Source organism: Kitasatospora sp. NPDC008115 (assembly GCF_042957205.1).
Taxonomy (GTDB): Bacteria; Actinomycetota; Actinomycetes; order Streptomycetales; family Streptomycetaceae; genus Kitasatospora.
The window spans coordinates 254,062-272,997 of sequence record NZ_JBIBHU010000007.1 but is presented as its reverse complement, the minus strand read 5'-3'; the positions used below and the strand labels follow the sequence as shown (position 1 = coordinate 272,997).

Sequence of the window (18,936 nt, the reverse complement as noted above, 5' to 3'; positions counted from 1 at the left end):
CAATGCTCCGCAGTGGCTCCCTCCTCCGCCTTGCGATGCACGCACCCCAACGCCGCGGCCTGATCCGACAAGATCCACAAGACACGCCCTAGCCAGGCCGCCCCATCGTCCCCCACAACCGGCGTCAATCACAGTGTGTCGCTGGCCATAACGGTCGGACATTACGTCCAACCCCCGCGCTGGCTACGCTACCCAACGGTAGTTCGTTGTGCCGCCCTGCATCCCTCGTCCGCGCCGGCCTCCACCCGGCCCGCGCGCCCCCGAAAACAGGTCGCGGCCCAGGATGCAGGGAGAGCCACCGCAATGACCGAGGCGTCGTACGACCCGCACACCACCGCCGGCAAGCTCGCAGACCTCCGGCGCAGGATCGACGAGGCGGTGCACTCCGGCTCCGCCAAGGCGGTGGAGAAGCAGCACGCCAAGGGCAAGCTGACGGCCCGCGAGCGGGTCGCGGAGCTGCTGGACGAGGACTCCTTCGTCGAGTTCGACGAGTTCGCCCGGCACCGCTCGACCAACTTCGGCCAGGAGCGCAACCGGCCGTACGGCGACGGCGTGGTCACCGGCTACGGCACCGTCGACGGCCGTCAGGTCGCCGTGTTCGCCCAGGACTTCACCGTCTTCGGCGGCTCGCTGGGCGAGGTGTTCGGCGAGAAGATCGTCAAGGTGATGGACTTCGCACTGAAGACCGGCTGCCCGGTCATCGGCATCAACGACTCCGGCGGCGCCCGGATCCAGGAGGGCGTGGTCTCGCTCGGCCTGTACGGCGAGATCTTCCGCCGCAACGTGCACGCCTCCGGGGTCGTCCCGCAGATCTCGCTGATCATGGGCCCCTGCGCGGGCGGCGCGGTCTACTCCCCCGCGATCACCGACTTCGTGGTGATGGCCGACCGGACCTCGCACATGTTCATCACCGGCCCCGACGTGATCAAGACCGTCACCGGCGAGGACGTCGGCATGGAGGAGCTGGGCGGCGCGCGCACCCACAACACCAAGTCCGGCAACGCGCACTACCTGGCCACGGACGAGAAGGAGGCGGTCGAGTACGTCAAGAGCCTGCTCTCGTACCTGCCGTCGAACAACCTCTCCGACCCGCCGTCCTTCCCGGAGGAGGCGGACCTGTCCGTCACCGGCGAGGACCTCGAACTCGACACCCTGGTGCCGGACTCGGCGAACCAGCCGTACGACATGCACAAGGTCATCGAGCACGTACTCGACGACGGCGAGTTCCTGGAGACCCAGCCGCTGTACGCGGGCAACATCATCACCGGCTTCGGCCGGGTCGAGGGCCACTCGGTGGGCATCGTCGGCAACCAGCCGATGGACCTGGCGGGCTGCCTGGACATCGCCGCCAGCGAGAAGGCCGCGCGGTTCATCCGCACCTGCGACTCGTTCAACATCCCGGTGATCACCTTCGTCGACGTGCCCGGCTTCCTGCCCGGCACCGAGCAGGAGTGGGACGGCATCATCCGCCGCGGCGCCAAGCTGATCTACGCCTACGCCGAGGCGACCGTGCCGCTGATCACCGTGATCACCCGCAAGGCCTTCGGCGGCGCGTACGACGTCATGGGGTCGAAGCACCTGGGCGCCGACCTCAACCTGGCCTGGCCGACCGCGCAGATCGCCGTGATGGGCGCGCAGGGCGCGGTCAACATCCTGCACCGGCGGGAGATCGCCGAGGCCGAGGCGGCCGGGCACGCCGACGAGCGGCGCGCCGAGCTGATCGCCTCCTACGAGGACACCCTGCTCAACCCGTACCTGGCCGCCGAGCGCGGCTACGTGGACGCCGTGATCGCGCCGAGCGAGACCCGCCGGCACATCGTCCGCGGGCTGCGCGCGCTGCGCGGCAAGCGCGAGGTACTGCCGCCCAAGAAGCACGGGAACATTCCGCTGTAGTCGCTTCGAGCAGGAGCCCCGCGAGAGGATTGAGCATGGCCCCGATCCACGTGCTGCACGGGCAGCCGACCCCCGAGGAGCTGGCCACCGTCCTGGCGGTGGTCCAGGCCCGGGCCGCCGCCGCGCAGGCCGCCGCCGAGGCCGCCCGCCGGGCCGGCGCCGGCCCGGACTCCCCCTGGAACGACCGCGCGCGCCGGCTGCGCGCCGCCCCGCGCCCCGGTGTCAACACCTGGCGCACCTCCGGCTGGGCCGGCTAGCACCACCGGGGTGCTCCCCCGGATGCTCCCGCGGGTGTGCACTTTGCAAAGTCCGGACTTTGCAAAGTGCACACCCCTGGGAGCCGCTCCGCACAAGGGCGGAGCGGCTCCTCGTCAAGGGCCCGGGGGCCCGAGGAAACTTTGCAAAGTCGCCACTTTGCAAAGTTCCGGGGCGGCCGGCGCGCCGAAGAGCCCGGATTGCCCCGAAAGCTGAGTACGGATACTCAGGCGCCCCGGGCGCCCGCCGGAGCACCCTGGAGCGATGCTCTGGTCAGACCCCCGCGACGAGCCCTCCCCGGAAGCCCGCCGGATGCAGAAGAAGCTGCACCGGGCCGGCCATGTGCTCGCCGTCCTCGCCCTGCTGCTCGCCGTCCTCCTGATGATCTGACGATCACCGGACGGCGGGCCGCCCCGGGCCTCCCTCTACCCTGGTGGGCATGACCGACCGCCGCACCCTCGTCCTCGCCTCCGCCTCCCCCGCCCGCCTCGGGCTGCTGCGCCAGGCGGGCCTCGACCCGCGCGTGGTGGTCAGCGGCGTCGACGAGGACGCGCTCACCGCCGCCACCCCCGGCGAACTCGCGCTCGTCCTCGCCCGGGCCAAGGCCGAGGCCGTCGCCGCCGACCTCACCGACGGCGAACTGGTCGTCGGCTGCGACTCGGTGCTGGAGTTGGACGGCCTGGCCCTCGGCAAGCCCGCCGACGAGGCCGAGGCGCTGGCCCGCTGGCGCTCCATGCGCGGCCGGGCCGGCGTGCTGCGCACCGGCCACTGCGTGATCGACACCGCCAACGGCCGGCAGGCCTTCGCGACCGCCTCCACCACCGTGCGCTTCGGCACCCCCGACGACGCCGAGGTCGCCGCCTACATCGCCACCGGCGAGCCGCTGCACGTGGCGGGCGCGTTCACCCTGGACGGCCGCTCGGCGCCGTTCGTCGAGGGCATCGACGGCGACCCGGGCAACGTCATCGGCCTCTCCCTGCCGCTGCTGCGCACGCTGCTCGCCGAACTGGACGTCCGGATCACCGACCTCTGGGCCTGACCCCGGCACCCCCGGGGGTGACCGTCGCCGGTGCGCCAAACACCGGCGCAATTGTCGCCAACCGCCCTGTTGGTAACCTCGGTTGATGCACGCTTGAGGGGCCTCCGGACCGCATCGGCGCTCCGGGGCGACGGGGGAGGTGGCGAGCGGATGACCGACGGTCTGCTCAACGTACTGCTGGGCCTGCTGGCCAGCGCGATCAGCGCCGCACTCGGCTGGCTGGGCCAGAGCCTGCGCCGAAGACGCCGGCTGGAGCGGGCCAGGGCCTTCCTCGGCCTGCCCGCGGGCAGCGAGTGCCTGATCGTGGTCAACCGCAGCATCGGCACCGGCGCCCACCCCCGGACGGTCACCCGGCGCGACGCCTTCGCGCTGATGGAACTGGCCGCCCTGGTCAAGGAGTGCGGCGCGCACGCCGACCTGGTGGCGCACGACGCCGCGCCGCGCGGGCTCGGCGCCAGGACCGAACTCTGCCTGGGCGGCCCCGTCTCCAACGAGCGGATGGCCGCCCACGTGGCCTGGGGCCTGCCCGGGGTGAGCATCTCCAGCGGCCTCGCCAGGCCGGACAACACCATCACCGTCGGCGGCCGGTCCTACGCCGCCGACCCGGAGGCCGGCGAGTACGTGCTGCTGGCCCGGCTGGCCACCCCCGAGGACGGCCGCCCGGTCTTCCTGGTCTCCGGCCAGACCGGCATCGCCAACCACGCCGGGGTCCGCCACCTGGTGAACCACCACCGCCGGCTGGCCGGCCGGTACGGCACGGACGGCACCTTCGCCCTGCTGCTCAGGGTGGTCAGCCCGGCCGCCTACGGGCCCGACGTCGTCGAGGAGGTCGCCGACGTCACCGCCGCGGCCCTGGAGCGCGCGCCCGCCCCGCCGGGCGCCCCCGTACCGGCCGCCGCGCCGCCCGCCCGGACCCCCGCGCCCACCGCCACCGCTTGAGCCCGGCTCGCGGACGCCGGGGGTGTGGCCGGGCCCACCATCGCGCCACGCCGCCCCGTCACCGAGCGCAAGCGCCGGGCCGCCGCCACCGCACCTGCCACCACCTGCGAGGACTCCCGTCGGGCCGCCCACCACCCGTCCGGGCGCATCACCCTCCGTGTGGGATAGTTCACAACCTGGGGCTACTCGCCGGTACCGCCCAGGAATCCATAAACTCGACGAGGTTCAAGAAGGGAGCCACAGTGCGCAAGGTGCTCATCGCCAACCGCGGGGAAATCGCCGTCCGCGTCGCCCGTGCCTGCTCGGACGCCGGTATCGCCAGCGTCGCCGTCTACGCCGAGCCGGACCGGGATGCGCTGCACGTCCGCGCGGCCGACGAGGCTTACGCGCTGGGCGGCGACACCCCCGGCACCAGCTACCTGGACATCGCCAAGGTCCTCCAGGCCGCCGCCGACTCGGGTGCGGACGCCGTCCACCCCGGCTACGGCTTCCTGTCGGAGAACGCCGACTTCGCCCAGGCCGTGATCGACGCGGGCCTCACCTGGATCGGCCCGCCGCCGCAGGCCATCCGCGACCTCGGCGACAAGGTGACCGCCCGGCACGTGGCGCAGCGCGCCGGTGCCCCGCTGGTGGCCGGTACGCCGGACCCGGTCTCGGGTGCCGACGAGGTCGTCGTGTTCGCCCGCGAGCACGGTCTGCCGGTCGCCATCAAGGCGGCGTTCGGCGGCGGCGGCCGCGGCCTGAAGGTCGCCCGCACGCTGGAGGAGATCCCGGAGCTGTACGAGTCCGCGGTGCGCGAGGCGGTCGCCGCCTTCGGGCGCGGCGAGTGCTTCGTCGAGCGGTACCTGGACAACCCGCGGCACGTGGAGACCCAGTGTCTGGCCGACAAGCACGGCAACGTGGTGGTCGTGTCGACCCGTGACTGCTCGCTGCAGCGCCGGCACCAGAAGCTGGTCGAGGAGGCGCCCGCGCCGTTCCTGACCGCGGAGCAGAACGCCGAGCTGTACCGGGCGTCGAAGGCCATCCTCAAGGAGGCCGGCTACGAGGGCGCCGGGACCTGCGAGTTCCTGGTGGCGCTGGACGGCACGATCTCCTTCCTGGAGGTCAACACCCGTCTGCAGGTGGAGCACCCGGTCACCGAGGAGGTCACCGGGATCGACCTGGTCCGCGAGATGTTCCGGATCGCGGACGGCGAGGAGCTCGGCTACGGCGACCCGGAGGTGCGCGGTCACTCGTTCGAGTTCCGCATCAACGGTGAGGACCCGGGCCGCAACTTCCTGCCGGCTCCGGGCACGGTGACGCTGTTCGCGCCGCCGTCCGGCCCGGGCGTGCGCCTGGACTCGGGCGTGGAGACCGGTTCGGTGATCGGCCCGGCCTGGGACTCGCTGCTGGCCAAGCTGATCGTCTCCGGCCGGGACCGCAAGCAGGCGCTGGAGCGGGCGAAGCGCGCGCTGGCGGAGTTCAGGGTCGAGGGCATGGCCACCGCCATCCCGTTCCACCAGGCGGTCGTCACCGACCCGGCGTTCGCGCCGGAGGTGCACGGCGGTGACGGGCCGTTCAAGATCTACACCCGGTGGATCGAGACCGAGTTCGACAACACCATCCCCGCGTTCTCCGGTGCGGCCGGCGAGGGCGAGGAGGCCGAGGGCCGGGAGACCGTGGTCGTCGAGGTCGGCGGCAAGCGGATCGAGGTGTCGCTGCCGTCCTCGCTGGGCGTGTCGAGCGCTCCGGCGGCCGGTGCGGGGGCCGCGAAGGCCAAGCGCCGGGTGGGGGCGAAGAAGGCCGGTTCGGCGGTCAGCGGTGACACGCTGGCGTCGCCGATGCAGGGCACCATCGTCAAGGTCGCGGTCGAGGAGGGCCAGGTCGTCGCGGAGGGCGAGCTGATCGTCGTCCTGGAGGCGATGAAGATGGAGCAGCCGCTGAACGCGCACAAGGCGGGCACCGTCGTCGGCCTCAAGGCCGAGGTGGGGGCGAGCGTCTCCAGCGGTGCGGCGCTCTGCGAGATCAAGGACTGACGCCTCCCGCGTCGTTCCGCCGCCGGTCCGTACACCTTCGGGTGTGCGGACCGGTCGTGTTTCCGGCGGTGGAGCAGGTGGTGACGCAGGTGGTGACGCAGGTGGTGGAGCAAGGGGTCGAGCAGGCGGTGGAGCAGGCCTTGCGGGCGTCAGCGTCCGCGGTGGAGGCCGAGTTCGGCGAGCCGGGCCGGCAACGGTCCGCCCGGACCCCCCGGTCCGCCCGGGCCGTGGATGCCGGGCCGGCGCTGGCCGGGCAGCGGGGCGCCGCCGCCGGGGGGCGGCGCGACGGGTCGGCGGGCCGGCGGGCCCGGCTGGGTCTGGTGGACGGGGCCGCTGCCGGTGCCGTGCACGGGGGCGTCGCCGGACGGCGGGGCGCCGAGCGGCGCGAGGTCGATCTGCACGCCGCAGTCGGCGAGCGCGTCGAGTTCGCGGGCGGTGGTGTCGTCGGCGGTGGCGTGCTCGTCGGTGACGAGACGGGTGATGCTGTCGGTGGGGACGGTCGGGAACATGCTGTCCGCGCCGAGCTTGGTGTGGTCGGCGAGGACGATCACCTCGACGGCCGACTGCACCAGTGCCCGGTCCACGCTCGCGGAGAGCATGTTGGCGGTCGACAGGCCGCGCTCGGCGGTCAGTCCGCTGCCGGAGATGAAGGCCTTGGAGACCCGCAGTCCGTGCAGGGACTGCTCGGCGCCGCTGCCGACCAGGGCGTAGTTGGAGCCGCGCAGGGTGCCGCCGGTCATCACCACCTCCACCCGGTTGGCGTGCGCGAGCGCCTGGGCGACCAGCAGCGAGTTGGTCACCACGGTCAGTCCGGGCACCCGGGCGAGGCGGCGGGCGAGTTCCTGCGTGGTGGTGCCGGCGCCGACCACCACGGCGTCGCCCTCCTCCACCAGGCCGGCGGCGAGATCGGCGATGGCGCTCTTCTCGGCGGCGGACAGGTGGGTCTTCTGCGGGTAGCCGGGTTCGCGGCTGAAGCCGCCGGGGAGCACCGCGCCGCCGTGCCGGCGGTCGAGGAGCCCTTCTGCCTCCAGGGCCCGTACGTCGCGGCGCACGGTCACTTCGGAGGTCTGGACGACGCGGGCCAACTCCCGGAGCGAGACCGCTCCGTTGGCGCGCACCATTTCGAGGATCAACTGGCGACGTTCTGCTGCAAACACAGAACCGACGGTAACCTGCGTGACCGTCTGCTTTCAGGCGTTTGCTGCTAGTAGCGGGAATTGCTCACGCCGGAGCGGCGCGTGACCGTACAATGCGCGCCGTCGGCGATCCGGGACTGCGCCCGCCGTCCGAGTGACGGCCGGGGGCACGCGAAGGGCGGCCGCCGAACGGCGACCGCCCCCAACTGAGCGCCCTGGGCTCAGGATTCGCCCTCGGCGCGCTTGCGGATGTGGAGCTGGCGGGCGGCCTCGGCGGTGGAGCCGGAGACCGACGGGTAGACGGTGAAGGCGCTGGCCACCTGTTCGACCGTCAGATTGGCGTCCACCGCGAGCGAGATCGAGTGGATGAGCTCGCTGGCGCGCGGGGCGACCACCACGCCACCGACCACGATGCCCGTGCCGGGGCGGCAGAACAGCTTCACGAAGCCGTCGCGGATGCCCTGCATCTTGGCCCGCGGGTTGCCGCGCAGCGGGAGCTTGACCTCGACCGCGTCCATCTTGCCGCACTTCACGTCGGCGGCGGTGTAGCCGACGGTGGCGATCTCGGGGTCGGTGAAGACGTTGGAGGCCACGGTCTTGAGGTTCAGCGGCTGCACCGCGTCGCCGAGCGCGTGGTACATGGCGATCCGGCCCTGCATGGCCGCCACCGAGGCGAGCATGAAGACGCCGGTGCAGTCGCCGGCCGCGTAGACGCCGGGGGCGCTGGTGCGGGAGACCCGGTCGACCTGGATCTGGCCCCAGTCGTTGAGCTTGACCCCGGCCTCTTCCAGGCCCATCTCGGCGGTGTTCGGGATGGAGCCGACCGCCATCAGGCAGTGGCTGCCCTCGATCACCGTGCCGTCGGAGAGGGTGACCTCGACGGTGTCGCCGATCCTCTTGGCGCTCTCGGCCCGCGAGCGGCTCATCACGTTCATGCCGCGGCGGCGGAAGACCTCCTCCAGCACCTCGGCGGCGTCCGGGTCCTCGCCCGGCAGCACCCGGTCGCGCGAGGAGACCAGGGTGACCTTGGAGCCCAGCGCCTGGTAGGCGCCGGCGAACTCGGCGCCGGTGACGCCGGAGCCGACCACGATCAGCTCGCTCGGCAGCTCCTCCAGGTCGTAGACCTGGGTCCAGGTGAGGATCCGCTCGCCGTCGGGCTGGGCGTCGGGCAGCTCGCGCGGGTGGGCGCCGGTGGCGATCAGCACGGCGTCGGCGCGCAGCGACTGGACGCTGCCGTCGGGCGCGTCCACCAGCACCTCGCGGGAGCCGTCCACGGCCTGGCCGCCGGTGCCGAGCCGGCCGCGGCCGCGCAGCACGGTGACGCCGGCGCGGGTGACCGACTGGGTGATGTCGTGGGACTGCGCGATGGCCAGGCGCTTCACACGGCGGTTGACCTTGCCGAGGTCGACGCCGACCACCCGGGCGGGGCTGTCGATGTGCGGGGTGTCGTCGGCGACGATGATGCCGAGTTCCTCGTACGAGCTGTCGAAGGTCGTCATCACCTCCGCCGTCGCGATCAGCGTCTTGGACGGCACACAGTCCGTGAGCACCGCCGATCCGCCCAGGCCGTCGCGGTCGACGACGGTCACCTCCGCGCCGAGCTGAGCGGCCACCAGCGCCGCCTCGTAGCCGCCGGGTCCGCCACCGATGATCACGATCCGAGTCACGTCAACCATTGTCCCGCACGCCGGGAGCACTGCCACGCCGGGGTCGGGGCTTCTGTCGGATCGGCCGGTGAACGTAGGCTTCCCCCCATGCCCCTTTACGCCGCGTATGCCACGAACCTCGATGCCCGGCAGATGACCCGCCGCGCCCCGCACTCGCCGCTGCGCGGCACCGGGTGGCTGTCCGGCTGGCGGCTCACCTTCGGCGGCGAGCACCTCGGCTGGGAGGGCTCGCTGGCCACGGTGGTGGAGGACGAGAAGGACCAGGTCTTCGTCTCGCTGTACGACGTGGCGCCGATGGACGAGGAAGGACTGGACCGCTGGGAGGGCGTCCAGCTCGGCATCTACCGCAAGATCAAGCTGCGGGCGCAGACCCTGGACGGCGACGTGCCGGTCTGGACGTACGTGCTGAACGACTACGAGGGCGGCCTGCCCGCGGCCCGCTACCTGGGCCTGATCGCGGACGCGGCGGAGAGCGCGGGCGCCCCCGACGACTACGTCCTGGACCTGCGCCGCCGTCCCTGCTGAGGTCCGGCCCGACGAAGCGGCTCCGGCGACCCGGCCGGAACCGCCGGGCCGAACCGGCCCCGCACGCCATCCGGGTAACGATCCGGCACGTCGTACCAGGAATTTCTACGCGCGTAGCCGTTTCCCGTCTATCCTCGGACACGTGAACGCATCTCCTGAGTCGGTCGTCTCCGCCGACCCCTACGCCGCCGCCCAGGCCGCCGCCGAGCGCCTGCGCGAGCTGACCGGTGCCGAGCGCCACGACGTCGCCCTGGTGATGGGCTCCGGCTGGGTGCCGGCCGCCGACGCCCTCGGCGAGACGGTGGCGGAGTTCCCGGTCACCGACCTGCCGGGCTTCCCCGCCCCCGCCGTGGCCGGCCACGCCGGCAAGATCCGCTCGGTGAAGATCGGCGAGAAGCGCGCCCTGATCTTCCTCGGCCGCAACCACTACTACGAGGGCCACGGCGTCGCCACCGTCGTCCACGGCGTGCGCACCGCCGCCGCGGCCGGCTGCGGGACCATCGTGCTGACCAACGGCTGCGGCGGCCTGCGTCCCACCTGGACGCCCGGCCAGCCGGTCCTGATCAGCGACCACATCAACCTGACCGCCGACTCCCCGATCGTCGGCGCGAACTTCGTCGACCTCACCGACCTCTACTCCAAGCGGCTGCGCGAGCTGTGCCGCGAGGTCGACCCGAGCCTGGACGAGGCCGTCTACGTGCAGTTCCGCGGCCCGCACTACGAGACCCCGGCCGAGGTCAACATGGCCCGGGTGATCGGCGGCGAACTGGTCGGCATGTCCACCACGCTGGAGGCCATCGCGGCCCGCGAGGCCGGCGCCGAGGTGCTGGGCATCTCCCTGGTCACCAACCTGGCCGCCGGCATGACCGGCGAGCCGCTCAACCACGCCGAGGTGCTGGAGGCCGGCAAGGCCTCCGCCGAGCGCATGGGCGCGCTGCTGGCGAAGGTCCTGGAGCGGATCTGACGCCGGAGCGGATGCGGACGGCATGAGCGACGGGGCCCCGGTCGGGTGTGATCCGGTGATCACACCCGACCGCGGGCCCCGTGCGCTTGTGCCGGTCCGACACGCCCCACCCGGCCGGACACCGCGCCGCGCCGCCACCGCGCCGTACGTTTCGTCCCGACCCGACCGACCCGACCCGACCGACCCGACCGCCCCCGCACGCACGCCCGTCTCCGCACGCCCGTCTCCCCCGGCCCGTCCCACCGGGCCAGGGCCGGGGCACCCTCCCCGGCCGACCTCCGACGCACCTCCCGATGGAGCCGCAGCCATGACGCAGGCAACCACCACCGACCTCCTCGCCCGGGCCCGCACCTGGCTCGCCGAGGACCCGGACCCGCAGACCCGCGAGGAACTCGCCGCGCTGCTCGCCGCCGCCGAGGCCCCCGAGGCCGACGCCACCGCCAAGCTCGCCTGGGCCGACCTGGCCGACCGCTTCGCCGGCCGCCTCCAGTTCGGCACCGCCGGCCTGCGCGGCGAACTCGGCGCGGGCCCGATGCGGATGAACCGCGCCGTGGTGATCCGGGCCGCCGCCGGCCTGGTCTCCTACGTCAGGCAGCAGGGCCTCGGCGACCTCGTGGTCATCGGCTACGACGCCCGGCACAAGTCCTACGACTTCGCCCGCGACACCGCCGCCGTGGTGGTCGGCGCCGGCCTGCGCGCCGCGCTGTTCCCGCGCCCGCTGCCCACCCCGGTGCTCGCCTTCGCCGTCCGCCACCTCGGCGCGGCCGCCGGCGTGACCGTCACCGCCAGCCACAACCCGCCGCAGGACAACGGCTACAAGGTCTACCTGGGCGACGGCTCGCAGATCGTGCCGCCGGCCGACGCGGGCATCGCCGCCGAGATCGACGCGATCGGCTCGCTGCACGAGGTCCCGCTCGCCGCGAGCGGCTGGGAGACCGTCGACGAGTCGGTGGTCGAGGCCTACCTGGACCGCGCCGCCTCCATCGTCGACCCGCACAGCGCCCGCGACCTCGCCGTCGTCTACACCCCGATGCACGGCGTCGGCCGCGACACCTTCCTCGCCGCCCTGGACCGGGCCGGCTTCCCCGCGCCAACCGTGGTCGCCGAGCAGGCCGAGCCGGACCCGGACTTCCCGACCGTCGCCTTCCCCAACCCGGAGGAGCCGGGGGCGATGGACCTCGCCTTCCGCACCGCCGCCGCGACCGGCCCGGACATCGTGATCGCCAACGACCCGGACGCCGACCGCTGCGCGGTGGCCGTCCCCGCCGACGGCGACGCCGCCGGCGGCGGGCAGGGCGCGGGCGGCTGGCGGATGCTGCGCGGCGACGAGGTCGGCGCGCTGCTGGGCGCCGCGCTGGTCGCCAAGAAGGCCGCCGGCACCTTCGCCACCACCATCGTCTCCTCCACCCTGCTCGGCCGGATCGCCGAGGCCGCCGGGCTCGGCTACGCGGAGACCCTCACCGGCTTCAAGTGGATCTCCCGCGCCGAGGGCCTGCGCTACGGCTACGAGGAGGCGCTCGGCTACTGCGTCGACCCGCAGGGCGTGCGCGACAAGGACGGCATCACCGCCGCCCTGCTGGTCGCCGAGCTCGCCGCCACCCTCAAGCGCTCCGGCCGCACCCTGGCCGACCTGCTCGACGACCTGGCGCTGGAGCACGGCCTGCACGCCACCGACCAGCTCTCCGTCCGCGTCGAGGACCTCTCCCTCATCGCCGACGCCATGCGCACCCTGCGCGAGCAGCCGCCCACCACGCTGGCCGGCCTCACCGTGACCCGCGCCGACGACCTCACCGCCGGCTCCGCCGACCTGCCGCCCACCGACGGCCTGCGCTACCACCTGGCCGGCGACGCCGTCCGCTCGGCCCGCATCGTGGTCCGCCCCTCCGGCACCGAGCCCAAGCTCAAGTGCTACCTGGAGGTCGTCCTCCCGGTCCCCTCCGCCGCCGACCTCACCACCACCCGCACCCGCGCCACCGACCTCCTCACGGCCGTCAAGCACGACCTCGCCACGGCCGCCGGCATCACCGCCTGACGGCACCCGCCCCTCGCTACCCGACAACGCTCAGCTGCGGTCCGCCCTCCCGGAGTGCTGGAGCGGCGAAGCGGCAGGATCGGGAAGACGATCGATGGTCGGCCTGTTCGACAAGCAGTCGATCAGGCCGATCAGAAGACCGACACGGCAAGGCCCACCCCCACGCGGGTCCCGCTACCCCTCGGCCCCGCCGACCGGTTGGTCGGCGGGGCCGAGTACTGCGAGGAAGCCGGCGCGATGCGACCTCGTGGTGTCCGGGCTAGAAGGACATCATTCCCGAAGGACAGGCGCCTCAGACTTCGAAGATCTTGGCCCACTCGACGAAGGCGGCCCACGACGCGGTCGGCACGGTGAGCGTGGGGCCGCCAGGGTCCTTGGAATCGCGGACCTCCACCTCCTCGCCTGCGGGCAGGCCCGGTGGAGTGCGCCATTGGACGCACTGGCCGCTGTTGCCGGTGTAGGAGCTGCTGGTCCAGTCGACCGGAGCGGAGCGTGGCACGGTTGTCCTTACCTTCCTAGGTGGTGCGTTTGGGACCTATGCCGTGTGGGCGGCGCGTTCAAGGAATGCCTTGGACTGTTTCTCGTCCAGCGCAAGATCACGGATCTGGTCGAAGGCCGCGTTGTAGGTCCGCAGGGAGTCCTCGTCCTCCAGGTAGAAGCTGTTGAGGAGGGCTTCGAGACCGACGAGCTGTCCGCCGTCCGGGAACGTGAAGATCGTGAAAGCGCCGTCGAGTCCGAGGTGAGGTCCGCAGCTGAGCGGCAGGATGCGGAGCTTGATGTCATCACGGTCGCTCTGCTCGCGAAGGTGAGTGATCTGGCGCTTCATCGCTCCCGCGTCACCGATGCGGCCGAGCACCGCCGCCTCGCTGAGGACGATCTCGTGCGGGCGGTTGAGCTTGCGCTGACGTTCCATCCGGACGGCGACTCGGGACTCCAGGTGCTCTCGCGTCGAGTGCACGATGCCCTGACCTGCCGCAAGCAGGAGCCTCGTGTACTCCTCGGTCTGCAGCCGGCCGGGCACGAGGGTTTCCCATGAACGCATCAGCTCCGCGTCGCCCTCAAGACCGAGAAAGTCCTGAAACGTGAGAGTCAGGAAACTGGCGTAGCTGTGCCACCACCCGCGCTCGGAGATGTTGCGGGTCATCTCCTCCAAGGTCTGACGCAGGCCTTGGTCCCTGACGCCGTATTCGTCGAGGAGGACCCGCAGCAACGGGACGTCGATCTTGGTGCGGCCGAGCTCGGCACGGCTGATGCGGTCGATATTGACGCCCACTGCATCGGCGACGGCCTGCTGGGTCAGCTTCTTGGCCTCGCGGAGGCGGCGCAGGGCTGTTCCAAGGCGGCGCCGCCGGAAGGTCGGCGGACTCGTGGGTGCCACGCTGCGCTCTCCCCGGGGTGATGGTGGCTCACAGTCTGCCCGCTTCACCGGGATTCGCCAATCGAAGATTCGCGAATTCGCAGAGGAAGGACTTGACGCTCTGCGAACTTGGGAGGACAGTGAAGCCGTGCTTGCGGAACGTCGCCACTCGATCACCTTCCGCGATCATCACACCAGTGCGCCCACGTGCAGACGAGCCCTCCGTTACGCCCGTCACCAGGGCCTTCCGATAGCCGACGCACACCTCGGGCACAGACCAGCCAGCACGAACGGAGTGTCTGCTGTGAAGAGCACCGTCACCCGCAGAACACCGGCATCGCCCGCTACTCCGATGAACGACCTCGCTCACGAGGGCTCCGCGCCCGACTGCGGGGTCTGGGCCTTCAAGTACGAGGCCGTCACCCCCGAAACCGTCAGGGCAATCCGGCGGGCCGTCACCACATGGTGTCTCTCGGACATCGCCCACCTCCGCCATCAAAAGGGGTGGGAGGCGGTCGACGCGCTCGCCCTGGTCCTGGACGAACTCGTTGCCAACGTCGCACGGCACGCCCCTGGCCCTGCCAGCGTGGTCGTCCTCCCCGAGACCGACCACTGGGCGGTTCTCGTCTTCGACTCCAGTCCTTGTCCACCCGCCGTGGACACGGCCGAGCCGGGCGGCAAGCCGTCCGGACTCGGACTTCACCTCGTCGACACGCTCACCGAGCAGCGATGGGGATGGTTTCGCACCCACGCCGGGAAAGGCGTCTGGGCCCATTGCTCCAAGCCCACAGCTGCCTGACCGACCTTCAGCCGCGTTCCGGCGGTGTCCGACGTTCGACTGCGCCGATGCGGCCGTACCGGGATCCGAGCCACCGACCTCCGCGCACCCGTCCCGCTGCCTGCTCTCTCATCTCGCCCGCTGTTCAAGGGAGTGTCCATGCACGACTTGATCGCTTCTCCGTTCCTGGAGGGCCACGTGGCCGTTCGGCCCGGCCGACGCGAGGGCTTGCGGATCGGCGCAGGCCGGTACCGGGAGCTCCTGGACGCGCCACCGCAGGCCATGGTGCCTGGATGGCTGGCGAAGGCGGCCCGCAACGCCTGGGGCGTGGCCATGGACGGGCGGCGGCTCGACGGGGCGGTCCTGGTCCGGCAGCCCGCCGCGCTCCGCTACGGCCGCGCGTCATGGGAGATCAACAAGGGCTGCGACTACGACTGCGAGCACTGCTACCTGGGCCTGAAAAACTTCGAGGGCCTGGCCTGGGACGACAAGGTCAAGATGCTGAACGTCGTCCGGGACTCCGGCGCCCTGTGGTTCCAGATCACCGGCGGCGAGCCGCTGATCGACCGCGACTTCCCTGCCGCCTACCAGTACGCGAACGAGCTGGGGCTGATGGTCTCGATCGCCAGCAACGGCAGCCAGCTGTCCAAGCCGCGCATCCAGGAGGTCTTCGCCCGCCACCGCCCCTACCTGATCGCGGTCAGCGTCTACGGCGCCACCGCCGCCTCCTACGACGGCATGACCCGCAACCGGGGCGCGTTCGACCGGTTCATCAAAGGTCTGGAAGCCTCTCGAGACGCGAGCCTGCCCCTGAAGCTGAACATCGTGGTCTCGGGGCGCAATGCGGGAGAGATCCCCCAGATGCGGGCGCTGGCCGACCGGTACGGCTTCCCTCACTACGCTCACCGAGCGGCCCCTTGAGGACGAGGAGGTCGTGTTCGTCGGCGACCTGGACGACGTCCTGGAGGTCGTCATGTGCTCCTGCTCGTCGAGTGAATCCCAGCCGTACTAGCCCGTCCGGTGGTGCCCCGGCCAAGGCCGGGGCACCACCGGCCGCCTCTCTGGAGTTCATCAGTGTCGATGACCCGCCTCGCCTGGCACCGTCTTCCGTCCTCAGCCCGCGCGGCGGTGCAGGAGCACACCGGCCCCTTCCTGACCGCCGCCGATGCTTCCACCGGGGCGAACTCCGGCGTCGCCGTGAAAGCTTTGACCGCCTCGGGTGAGGTGTTCATCAAGGGCATCCCGGTCGACCACCGGCAGGCCAAGACGCAACTGCGCGAAGCCGCCGTCAATCCGCACCTGCCGAAGTCATCCCCCCGACTGCTCTGGCACTTGCAGGCCGGGGGCTGGGACCTGCTCGGCTTCGAGGCGATCGAGGGGCACCTCGCCGACTACGCTCCCGGCAGCCCCGACCTGCCCCTGGTCGTCGACGCGCTGACGGAACTCGCCCGCACTCCCTGCCCGGACATCCCACTGCTGAGCTTCACTCAGCGGTTCGCGGGCTACAGCGACACCCCGGAGCTGTTCGCCGGGGACGCGCTCCTGCACACCGACATGGCCCCGCACAACGTCCTGGTCGACCGCACCGCCCACCTCATCGACTGGGCCTGGCCGACCCGGGGCCCGGCCTGGGCCGACCCGGCCGTCTGGGCCGTGCGCCTGATCGACGCCGGGCACATCCCTGAACAGGCCGAGCAGTGGGCGTCCCGGTTGCCGGCGTTCGAAGCCGCGGACCCCCAAGTCCTCCTCGCCTTCACCGAGGCCAACGCCCGCTATTGGCAGGAGGTCCACGCCCAGGCGCCGGCGGCGTCGTGGACACGGTCCATGGCCATCTCCGCGATCGCCTGGCGCGACCACCGACGCGACCGCTCGTCGGCCGGGAAATGACCGTCCCGTCCATGGACCCGGACCTGATCAGCGGCCTCCTGCACGAGATCGCCGACACCGGCCGCGGGACGCCGACCCGGCTTCCCATACGGGTCTGGTCCATGTCAGGGGTCGAACGACTGGCCTTCCCCGACGGCACCACCGCCGTCCTGAAGTACGCATGTGATCCGTTCACCGTCGAGAGCCGGACCCTGCGGGCAGCTGCACGGGCCGGCATCCCGGTGCCCCGCGTGTTGGGCTCGGCCCAGCGCGGTGGCCTGCTGGCGATGGTGCTCGAAGACCTCGGCGACCCACGGCGCGAGGCCACCGACGGCGAAGCCGCGACAGCCGCCGCGTCCCTGCACGCCGCCGTCCCGCCGCCGTCACTGTCAGTGCTGGAGGAGAACGCCCTGGCGGCCCTGCCCGGCAAAGCCCTGGGCCACCTACGACGACTGCGGGCCGCCGACCGATGGACGGAAGGGACCGAAGACCTCGCCGGCATCCTGGACGCCCTCGCGCACGCCGCAGAGAGGAAGGCTGCCGGGGCGATGAGCCCCCCCTTCGGCTGGGTACACTCCGAGTTCCACCCGTCCAGCCTGCACATCGGCCCCCGAGGCTGGCATCTGCTGGACCTCGCCCGTTCCTTCACCGGGCCGGGCCTTCTGGACCTCGCGTCCTGGCAGGGCCTCAGTATCAGGCAGTCCCCTGACCCGGCCCGCCTGCGCGGACTCATCGACGGCTACATCGCCGCGGGAGGGCCTCGCGACGCGCTCACCCGCCGCGGCGGGTTGCCCCCGGAGGCGTGGGCGCTGGGCTGGCACCGGGTCTGGGCGGTCGAGTGGTTCCTCGACCAGGCACACCGATGGATCAACGACCCGGCCAAGGACCTCGGATCCATCAAAGTCGTCCGCCACCACCTGACAGCAGCAGCAGATCTCCTCGAGGTGTGATGCCGACCCGCCTCCTGTCGGCTACTCGGTCCAGGGGCCGGTCGCAGGCAGTGCAGCCACCCGGCCGTTGTTCCGGCCGGTCAACCTCGGCGATCGAGCGCCTCCCGGCCCGTCCGGGAGGCGCTCGACCCTTCTGCGCAGAGGGCCCTGCCCCCCCTTCACCGGCAGTGGCCGCCGGTGAAGGGGGGGCCACGATGATCGGAGCCCGACGGCTCGCGGCCGGTCCGGCGGCGCTGTGCGCGGCGCTCGCCGCGGTGGCGGCCGGCTGGACGGTGGACCGGGGGGCGCGGACGACCGGCCTGCGCGAGACCGACACCGACCGCGCGCAGCGGCCGGCCTCCACCACCGCCGGCACCCCGGCAAGGGCCGGTACCACGTGCCCACGGCGGCCGTCCTGGCCGGGGCCCCGGGTGGCCCACCTGCACTACCGGATCGCCGGCGGAGCGGACGGCAACCTCGACGACTCCATCCGCGTCCACGACCTGCCGGGCCCCGGCGCCCCCGCGCCGCTGCCGCCGGACCTGGCGGCGGCCCTGCCCGGCGAGGAGCCGGCGCAGGGCGCCCCGGTGCCCGAGCCCCCGGGCGGGCGGGAGCGACGGGCCTTCGCCCTGGACGCGGACACCGGGTCCTGCGGCGCCGCCGACGTCTGCGTCCGCGCCGTCGGCCGACCCCGGGCGCCGCCCGGAGACGCGAAAGGGGCCCGCCGACGACCGGCGGGCCCCTTTCGCGTGGTCGGGGGGGTCAGGCTGCGATGACGGCGATCAGTGCCACCAGGCCGGCCAGGGTCGGGGCGATGATCCACCAGCACCAGCGGACCTGGATCGGGCCCGCGGCCTCGGGGCGGGAGGCGTTGCGCTCGGCCATCTCCTGGAGGACGGTGACCACCTGGTCGGACCAGGCCCTGGTGGGGTCCGTCGAGCCCTGCACGCCGGGGCCGGACGGGGCGGCGGCGCCACCCTGGCCGAAGACCATGCCGAGCCGGGAGGTGTGCTGCGGCCGGTCGCCGCGATCCCGGGCGCGGGCCGCGCGCTTGCGCTGGCGCAGCGACACCGGCACCGCCCACACCTGGTACTTCTTCCCCTCGGCGAGCAGCTCCACGGAGTACCCGGCGCGCAGCGCGTCGACGGCGGCCCAGGGGGCGGTGATGGTGCGCAGCGGGTTGCGCACCACCAGGCGCCGGTCGTTGGCGCGGACGGCGGGGCGCAGCGTGTAGGCGATCACGGGGAAGGCGAAGACCGGGACGGCGGCCAGCGACACCCACGGCGTCTTGCCGGTGCCGTTCAGCGCCGCGTCCCCGATCAGCCAGGCAGCGACGGCCAGCAACAGCACCCCGGAGATGATGCCGGGAACGGAGCGGTACACGCGGTCGGCGTACACGGGCTCCCCATCGGAGCCGGCCGGGCCCTGGTGGGGCCGGCCGTCGGAATCGGTCATGCCGACGATTCTGCCCCATGGCCCCCGGGATCCACAGGGGCGGCGATCACACCTCCAGATCTCGGTCCGGCATCGATGCGCCCCGG

The 18,936-nt window shown here is 72.5% G+C and carries 19 protein-coding genes; 14 read left to right on the top strand and 5 right to left on the bottom strand.

All coding sequences use genetic code 11. From position 1 onward, the window contains the following. The first annotated feature begins 303 nt into the window (after window positions 1–303). From ACFZBX_RS12455 to ACFZBX_RS12430, 6 genes are all read left to right on the top strand, one after another. Window positions 304–1,893 carry an acyl-CoA carboxylase subunit beta gene (locus tag ACFZBX_RS12455; RefSeq protein ID WP_391533383.1) on the top strand — a complete coding sequence of 530 codons (1,590 nt, stop codon included), beginning with the start codon at window positions 304–306 and terminating at the stop codon, window positions 1,891–1,893. A 35-nt stretch (window positions 1,894–1,928) separates the two neighbouring features. Then, window positions 1,929–2,150, top strand: coding sequence for an acyl-CoA carboxylase epsilon subunit (locus ACFZBX_RS12450; RefSeq protein WP_380755939.1), 222 nt, complete (start codon window positions 1,929–1,931; stop codon window positions 2,148–2,150). Between the two features lie 262 nt (window positions 2,151–2,412). Next, the gene (gene mmpB, locus ACFZBX_RS12445; protein WP_380755941.1) at window positions 2,413–2,538 is read left to right on the top strand and encodes a morphogenic membrane protein MmpB; all 126 of its coding nucleotides are present in this window, start codon (window positions 2,413–2,415) and stop codon (window positions 2,536–2,538) included. A gap of 49 nt (window positions 2,539–2,587) precedes the next feature. Next, window positions 2,588–3,187, top strand: coding sequence for a nucleoside triphosphate pyrophosphatase (locus ACFZBX_RS12440; RefSeq protein ID WP_391533381.1), 600 nt, complete (start codon window positions 2,588–2,590; stop codon window positions 3,185–3,187). Window positions 3,188–3,337: 150 nt separating this feature from the next. Next, window positions 3,338–4,126 (top strand): hypothetical protein, encoded by a 789-nt coding sequence (locus tag ACFZBX_RS12435; protein ID WP_391533380.1) that lies wholly within the window; start codon window positions 3,338–3,340, stop codon window positions 4,124–4,126. A 242-nt stretch (window positions 4,127–4,368) separates the two neighbouring features. Continuing rightward, complete coding sequence (locus tag ACFZBX_RS12430) at window positions 4,369–6,141, top strand: acetyl/propionyl/methylcrotonyl-CoA carboxylase subunit alpha (protein ID WP_391533379.1); 1,773 nt, start codon at window positions 4,369–4,371, stop codon at window positions 6,139–6,141. A 149-nt stretch (window positions 6,142–6,290) separates the two neighbouring features. Here ACFZBX_RS12430 and ACFZBX_RS12425 read toward each other — a convergent pair whose 3' ends face one another. Both ACFZBX_RS12425 and ACFZBX_RS12420 read right to left on the bottom strand, forming a co-directional pair. After that, on the bottom strand, window positions 6,291–7,262 hold the full coding sequence (locus ACFZBX_RS12425) for a DeoR/GlpR family DNA-binding transcription regulator (protein ID WP_391533399.1): 972 nt from the start codon (window positions 7,260–7,262) through the stop codon (window positions 6,291–6,293). Window positions 7,263–7,498: 236 nt separating this feature from the next. Further along, entirely contained in the window at window positions 7,499–8,953 is a 1,455-nt protein-coding gene (locus tag ACFZBX_RS12420) for an NAD(P)H-quinone dehydrogenase (protein WP_391533378.1), read from the bottom strand. A gap of 78 nt (window positions 8,954–9,031) precedes the next feature. Here ACFZBX_RS12420 and ACFZBX_RS12415 point away from each other — a divergent pair, with 78 nt between their 5' ends. The 3 genes from ACFZBX_RS12415 to ACFZBX_RS12405 all read left to right on the top strand — a co-directional run bounded on the left by ACFZBX_RS12415 (window position 9,032) and on the right by ACFZBX_RS12405 (window position 12,465). Beyond that, window positions 9,032–9,469, top strand: coding sequence for a gamma-glutamylcyclotransferase (locus ACFZBX_RS12415; protein ID WP_344331090.1), 438 nt, complete (start codon window positions 9,032–9,034; stop codon window positions 9,467–9,469). A gap of 142 nt (window positions 9,470–9,611) precedes the next feature. Further along, window positions 9,612–10,433, top strand: a complete 822-nt coding sequence (locus tag ACFZBX_RS12410) for a purine-nucleoside phosphorylase (RefSeq protein WP_391533377.1) — start codon at window positions 9,612–9,614, stop codon at window positions 10,431–10,433. Window positions 10,434–10,740: 307 nt separating this feature from the next. After that, entirely contained in the window at window positions 10,741–12,465 is a 1,725-nt protein-coding gene (locus ACFZBX_RS12405; protein WP_391533376.1) for a phospho-sugar mutase, read from the top strand. Between the two features lie 292 nt (window positions 12,466–12,757). On the opposite strand, the gene ACFZBX_RS12400 is transcribed toward ACFZBX_RS12405, so the two are convergent. Together ACFZBX_RS12400 and ACFZBX_RS12395 are read right to left on the bottom strand one after the other, a co-directional pair. Continuing rightward, window positions 12,758–12,964 carry a DUF397 domain-containing protein gene (locus ACFZBX_RS12400; RefSeq protein WP_391533375.1) on the bottom strand — a complete coding sequence of 69 codons (207 nt, stop codon included), beginning with the start codon at window positions 12,962–12,964 and terminating at the stop codon, window positions 12,758–12,760. Window positions 12,965–13,000: 36 nt separating this feature from the next. Continuing rightward, the gene (locus ACFZBX_RS12395; RefSeq protein ID WP_391533374.1) at window positions 13,001–13,843 is read right to left on the bottom strand and encodes a helix-turn-helix domain-containing protein; all 843 of its coding nucleotides are present in this window, start codon (window positions 13,841–13,843) and stop codon (window positions 13,001–13,003) included. Between the two features lie 283 nt (window positions 13,844–14,126). Here ACFZBX_RS12395 and ACFZBX_RS12390 point away from each other — a divergent pair, with 283 nt between their 5' ends. From ACFZBX_RS12390 to ACFZBX_RS12370, 5 genes are all read left to right on the top strand, one after another. Continuing rightward, entirely contained in the window at window positions 14,127–14,621 is a 495-nt protein-coding gene (locus tag ACFZBX_RS12390; RefSeq protein ID WP_391533372.1) for an ATP-binding protein, read from the top strand. A gap of 138 nt (window positions 14,622–14,759) precedes the next feature. Further along, a complete protein-coding gene (locus tag ACFZBX_RS12385) occupies window positions 14,760–15,521 on the top strand; it encodes a radical SAM protein (RefSeq protein ID WP_391533370.1) in 762 nt (253 codons plus the stop codon). A 159-nt stretch (window positions 15,522–15,680) separates the two neighbouring features. Then, the gene (locus ACFZBX_RS12380) at window positions 15,681–16,487 is read left to right on the top strand and encodes an aminoglycoside phosphotransferase (RefSeq protein ID WP_391533397.1); all 807 of its coding nucleotides are present in this window, start codon (window positions 15,681–15,683) and stop codon (window positions 16,485–16,487) included. A gap of 11 nt (window positions 16,488–16,498) precedes the next feature. After that, complete coding sequence (locus tag ACFZBX_RS12375) at window positions 16,499–17,416, top strand: aminoglycoside phosphotransferase family protein (RefSeq protein WP_391533369.1); 918 nt, start codon at window positions 16,499–16,501, stop codon at window positions 17,414–17,416. Between the two features lie 194 nt (window positions 17,417–17,610). Beyond that, window positions 17,611–18,171 (top strand): hypothetical protein, encoded by a 561-nt coding sequence (locus ACFZBX_RS12370; RefSeq protein WP_391533368.1) that lies wholly within the window; start codon window positions 17,611–17,613, stop codon window positions 18,169–18,171. On the opposite strand, the gene ACFZBX_RS12365 is transcribed toward ACFZBX_RS12370, so the two are convergent. Further along, complete coding sequence (locus tag ACFZBX_RS12365; protein ID WP_391533366.1) at window positions 18,158–18,850, bottom strand: PH domain-containing protein; 693 nt, start codon at window positions 18,848–18,850, stop codon at window positions 18,158–18,160. The genes ACFZBX_RS12370 and ACFZBX_RS12365 overlap by 14 nt on opposite strands. Window positions 18,851–18,936: the final 86 nt, after the last annotated feature.

Excerpts from the sequence above, each read along its gene's own strand:
- ACFZBX_RS12365 (WP_391533366.1), bottom strand. The coding sequence starts at position 18,850 with ATGACCGATTCCGACGGCCGGCCCCACCAGGGCCCGGCCGGCTCCGAT.
- ACFZBX_RS12425 (WP_391533399.1), bottom strand. The coding sequence starts at position 7,262 with ATGGTGCGCGCCAACGGAGCGGTCTCGCTCCGGGAGTTGGCCCGCGTC.
- ACFZBX_RS12415 (WP_344331090.1), top strand. The coding sequence starts at position 9,032 with ATGCCCCTTTACGCCGCGTATGCCACGAACCTCGATGCCCGGCAGATG.
- ACFZBX_RS12380 (WP_391533397.1), top strand. The coding sequence starts at position 15,681 with ATGACCCGCCTCGCCTGGCACCGTCTTCCGTCCTCAGCCCGCGCGGCG.
- ACFZBX_RS12370 (WP_391533368.1), top strand. The coding sequence starts at position 17,611 with ATGATCGGAGCCCGACGGCTCGCGGCCGGTCCGGCGGCGCTGTGCGCG.
- ACFZBX_RS12440 (WP_391533381.1), top strand. The coding sequence starts at position 2,588 with ATGACCGACCGCCGCACCCTCGTCCTCGCCTCCGCCTCCCCCGCCCGC.
- ACFZBX_RS12385 (WP_391533370.1), top strand. The coding sequence starts at position 14,760 with ATGCACGACTTGATCGCTTCTCCGTTCCTGGAGGGCCACGTGGCCGTT.
- ACFZBX_RS12405 (WP_391533376.1), top strand. The coding sequence starts at position 10,741 with ATGACGCAGGCAACCACCACCGACCTCCTCGCCCGGGCCCGCACCTGG.
- ACFZBX_RS12435 (WP_391533380.1), top strand. The coding sequence starts at position 3,338 with ATGACCGACGGTCTGCTCAACGTACTGCTGGGCCTGCTGGCCAGCGCG.
- ACFZBX_RS12455 (WP_391533383.1), top strand. The coding sequence starts at position 304 with ATGACCGAGGCGTCGTACGACCCGCACACCACCGCCGGCAAGCTCGCA.
- mmpB (WP_380755941.1), top strand. The coding sequence starts at position 2,413 with ATGCTCTGGTCAGACCCCCGCGACGAGCCCTCCCCGGAAGCCCGCCGG.
- ACFZBX_RS12450 (WP_380755939.1), top strand. The coding sequence starts at position 1,929 with ATGGCCCCGATCCACGTGCTGCACGGGCAGCCGACCCCCGAGGAGCTG.
- ACFZBX_RS12420 (WP_391533378.1), bottom strand. The coding sequence starts at position 8,953 with ATGGTTGACGTGACTCGGATCGTGATCATCGGTGGCGGACCCGGCGGC.
- ACFZBX_RS12375 (WP_391533369.1), top strand. The coding sequence starts at position 16,499 with ATGGACCCGGACCTGATCAGCGGCCTCCTGCACGAGATCGCCGACACC.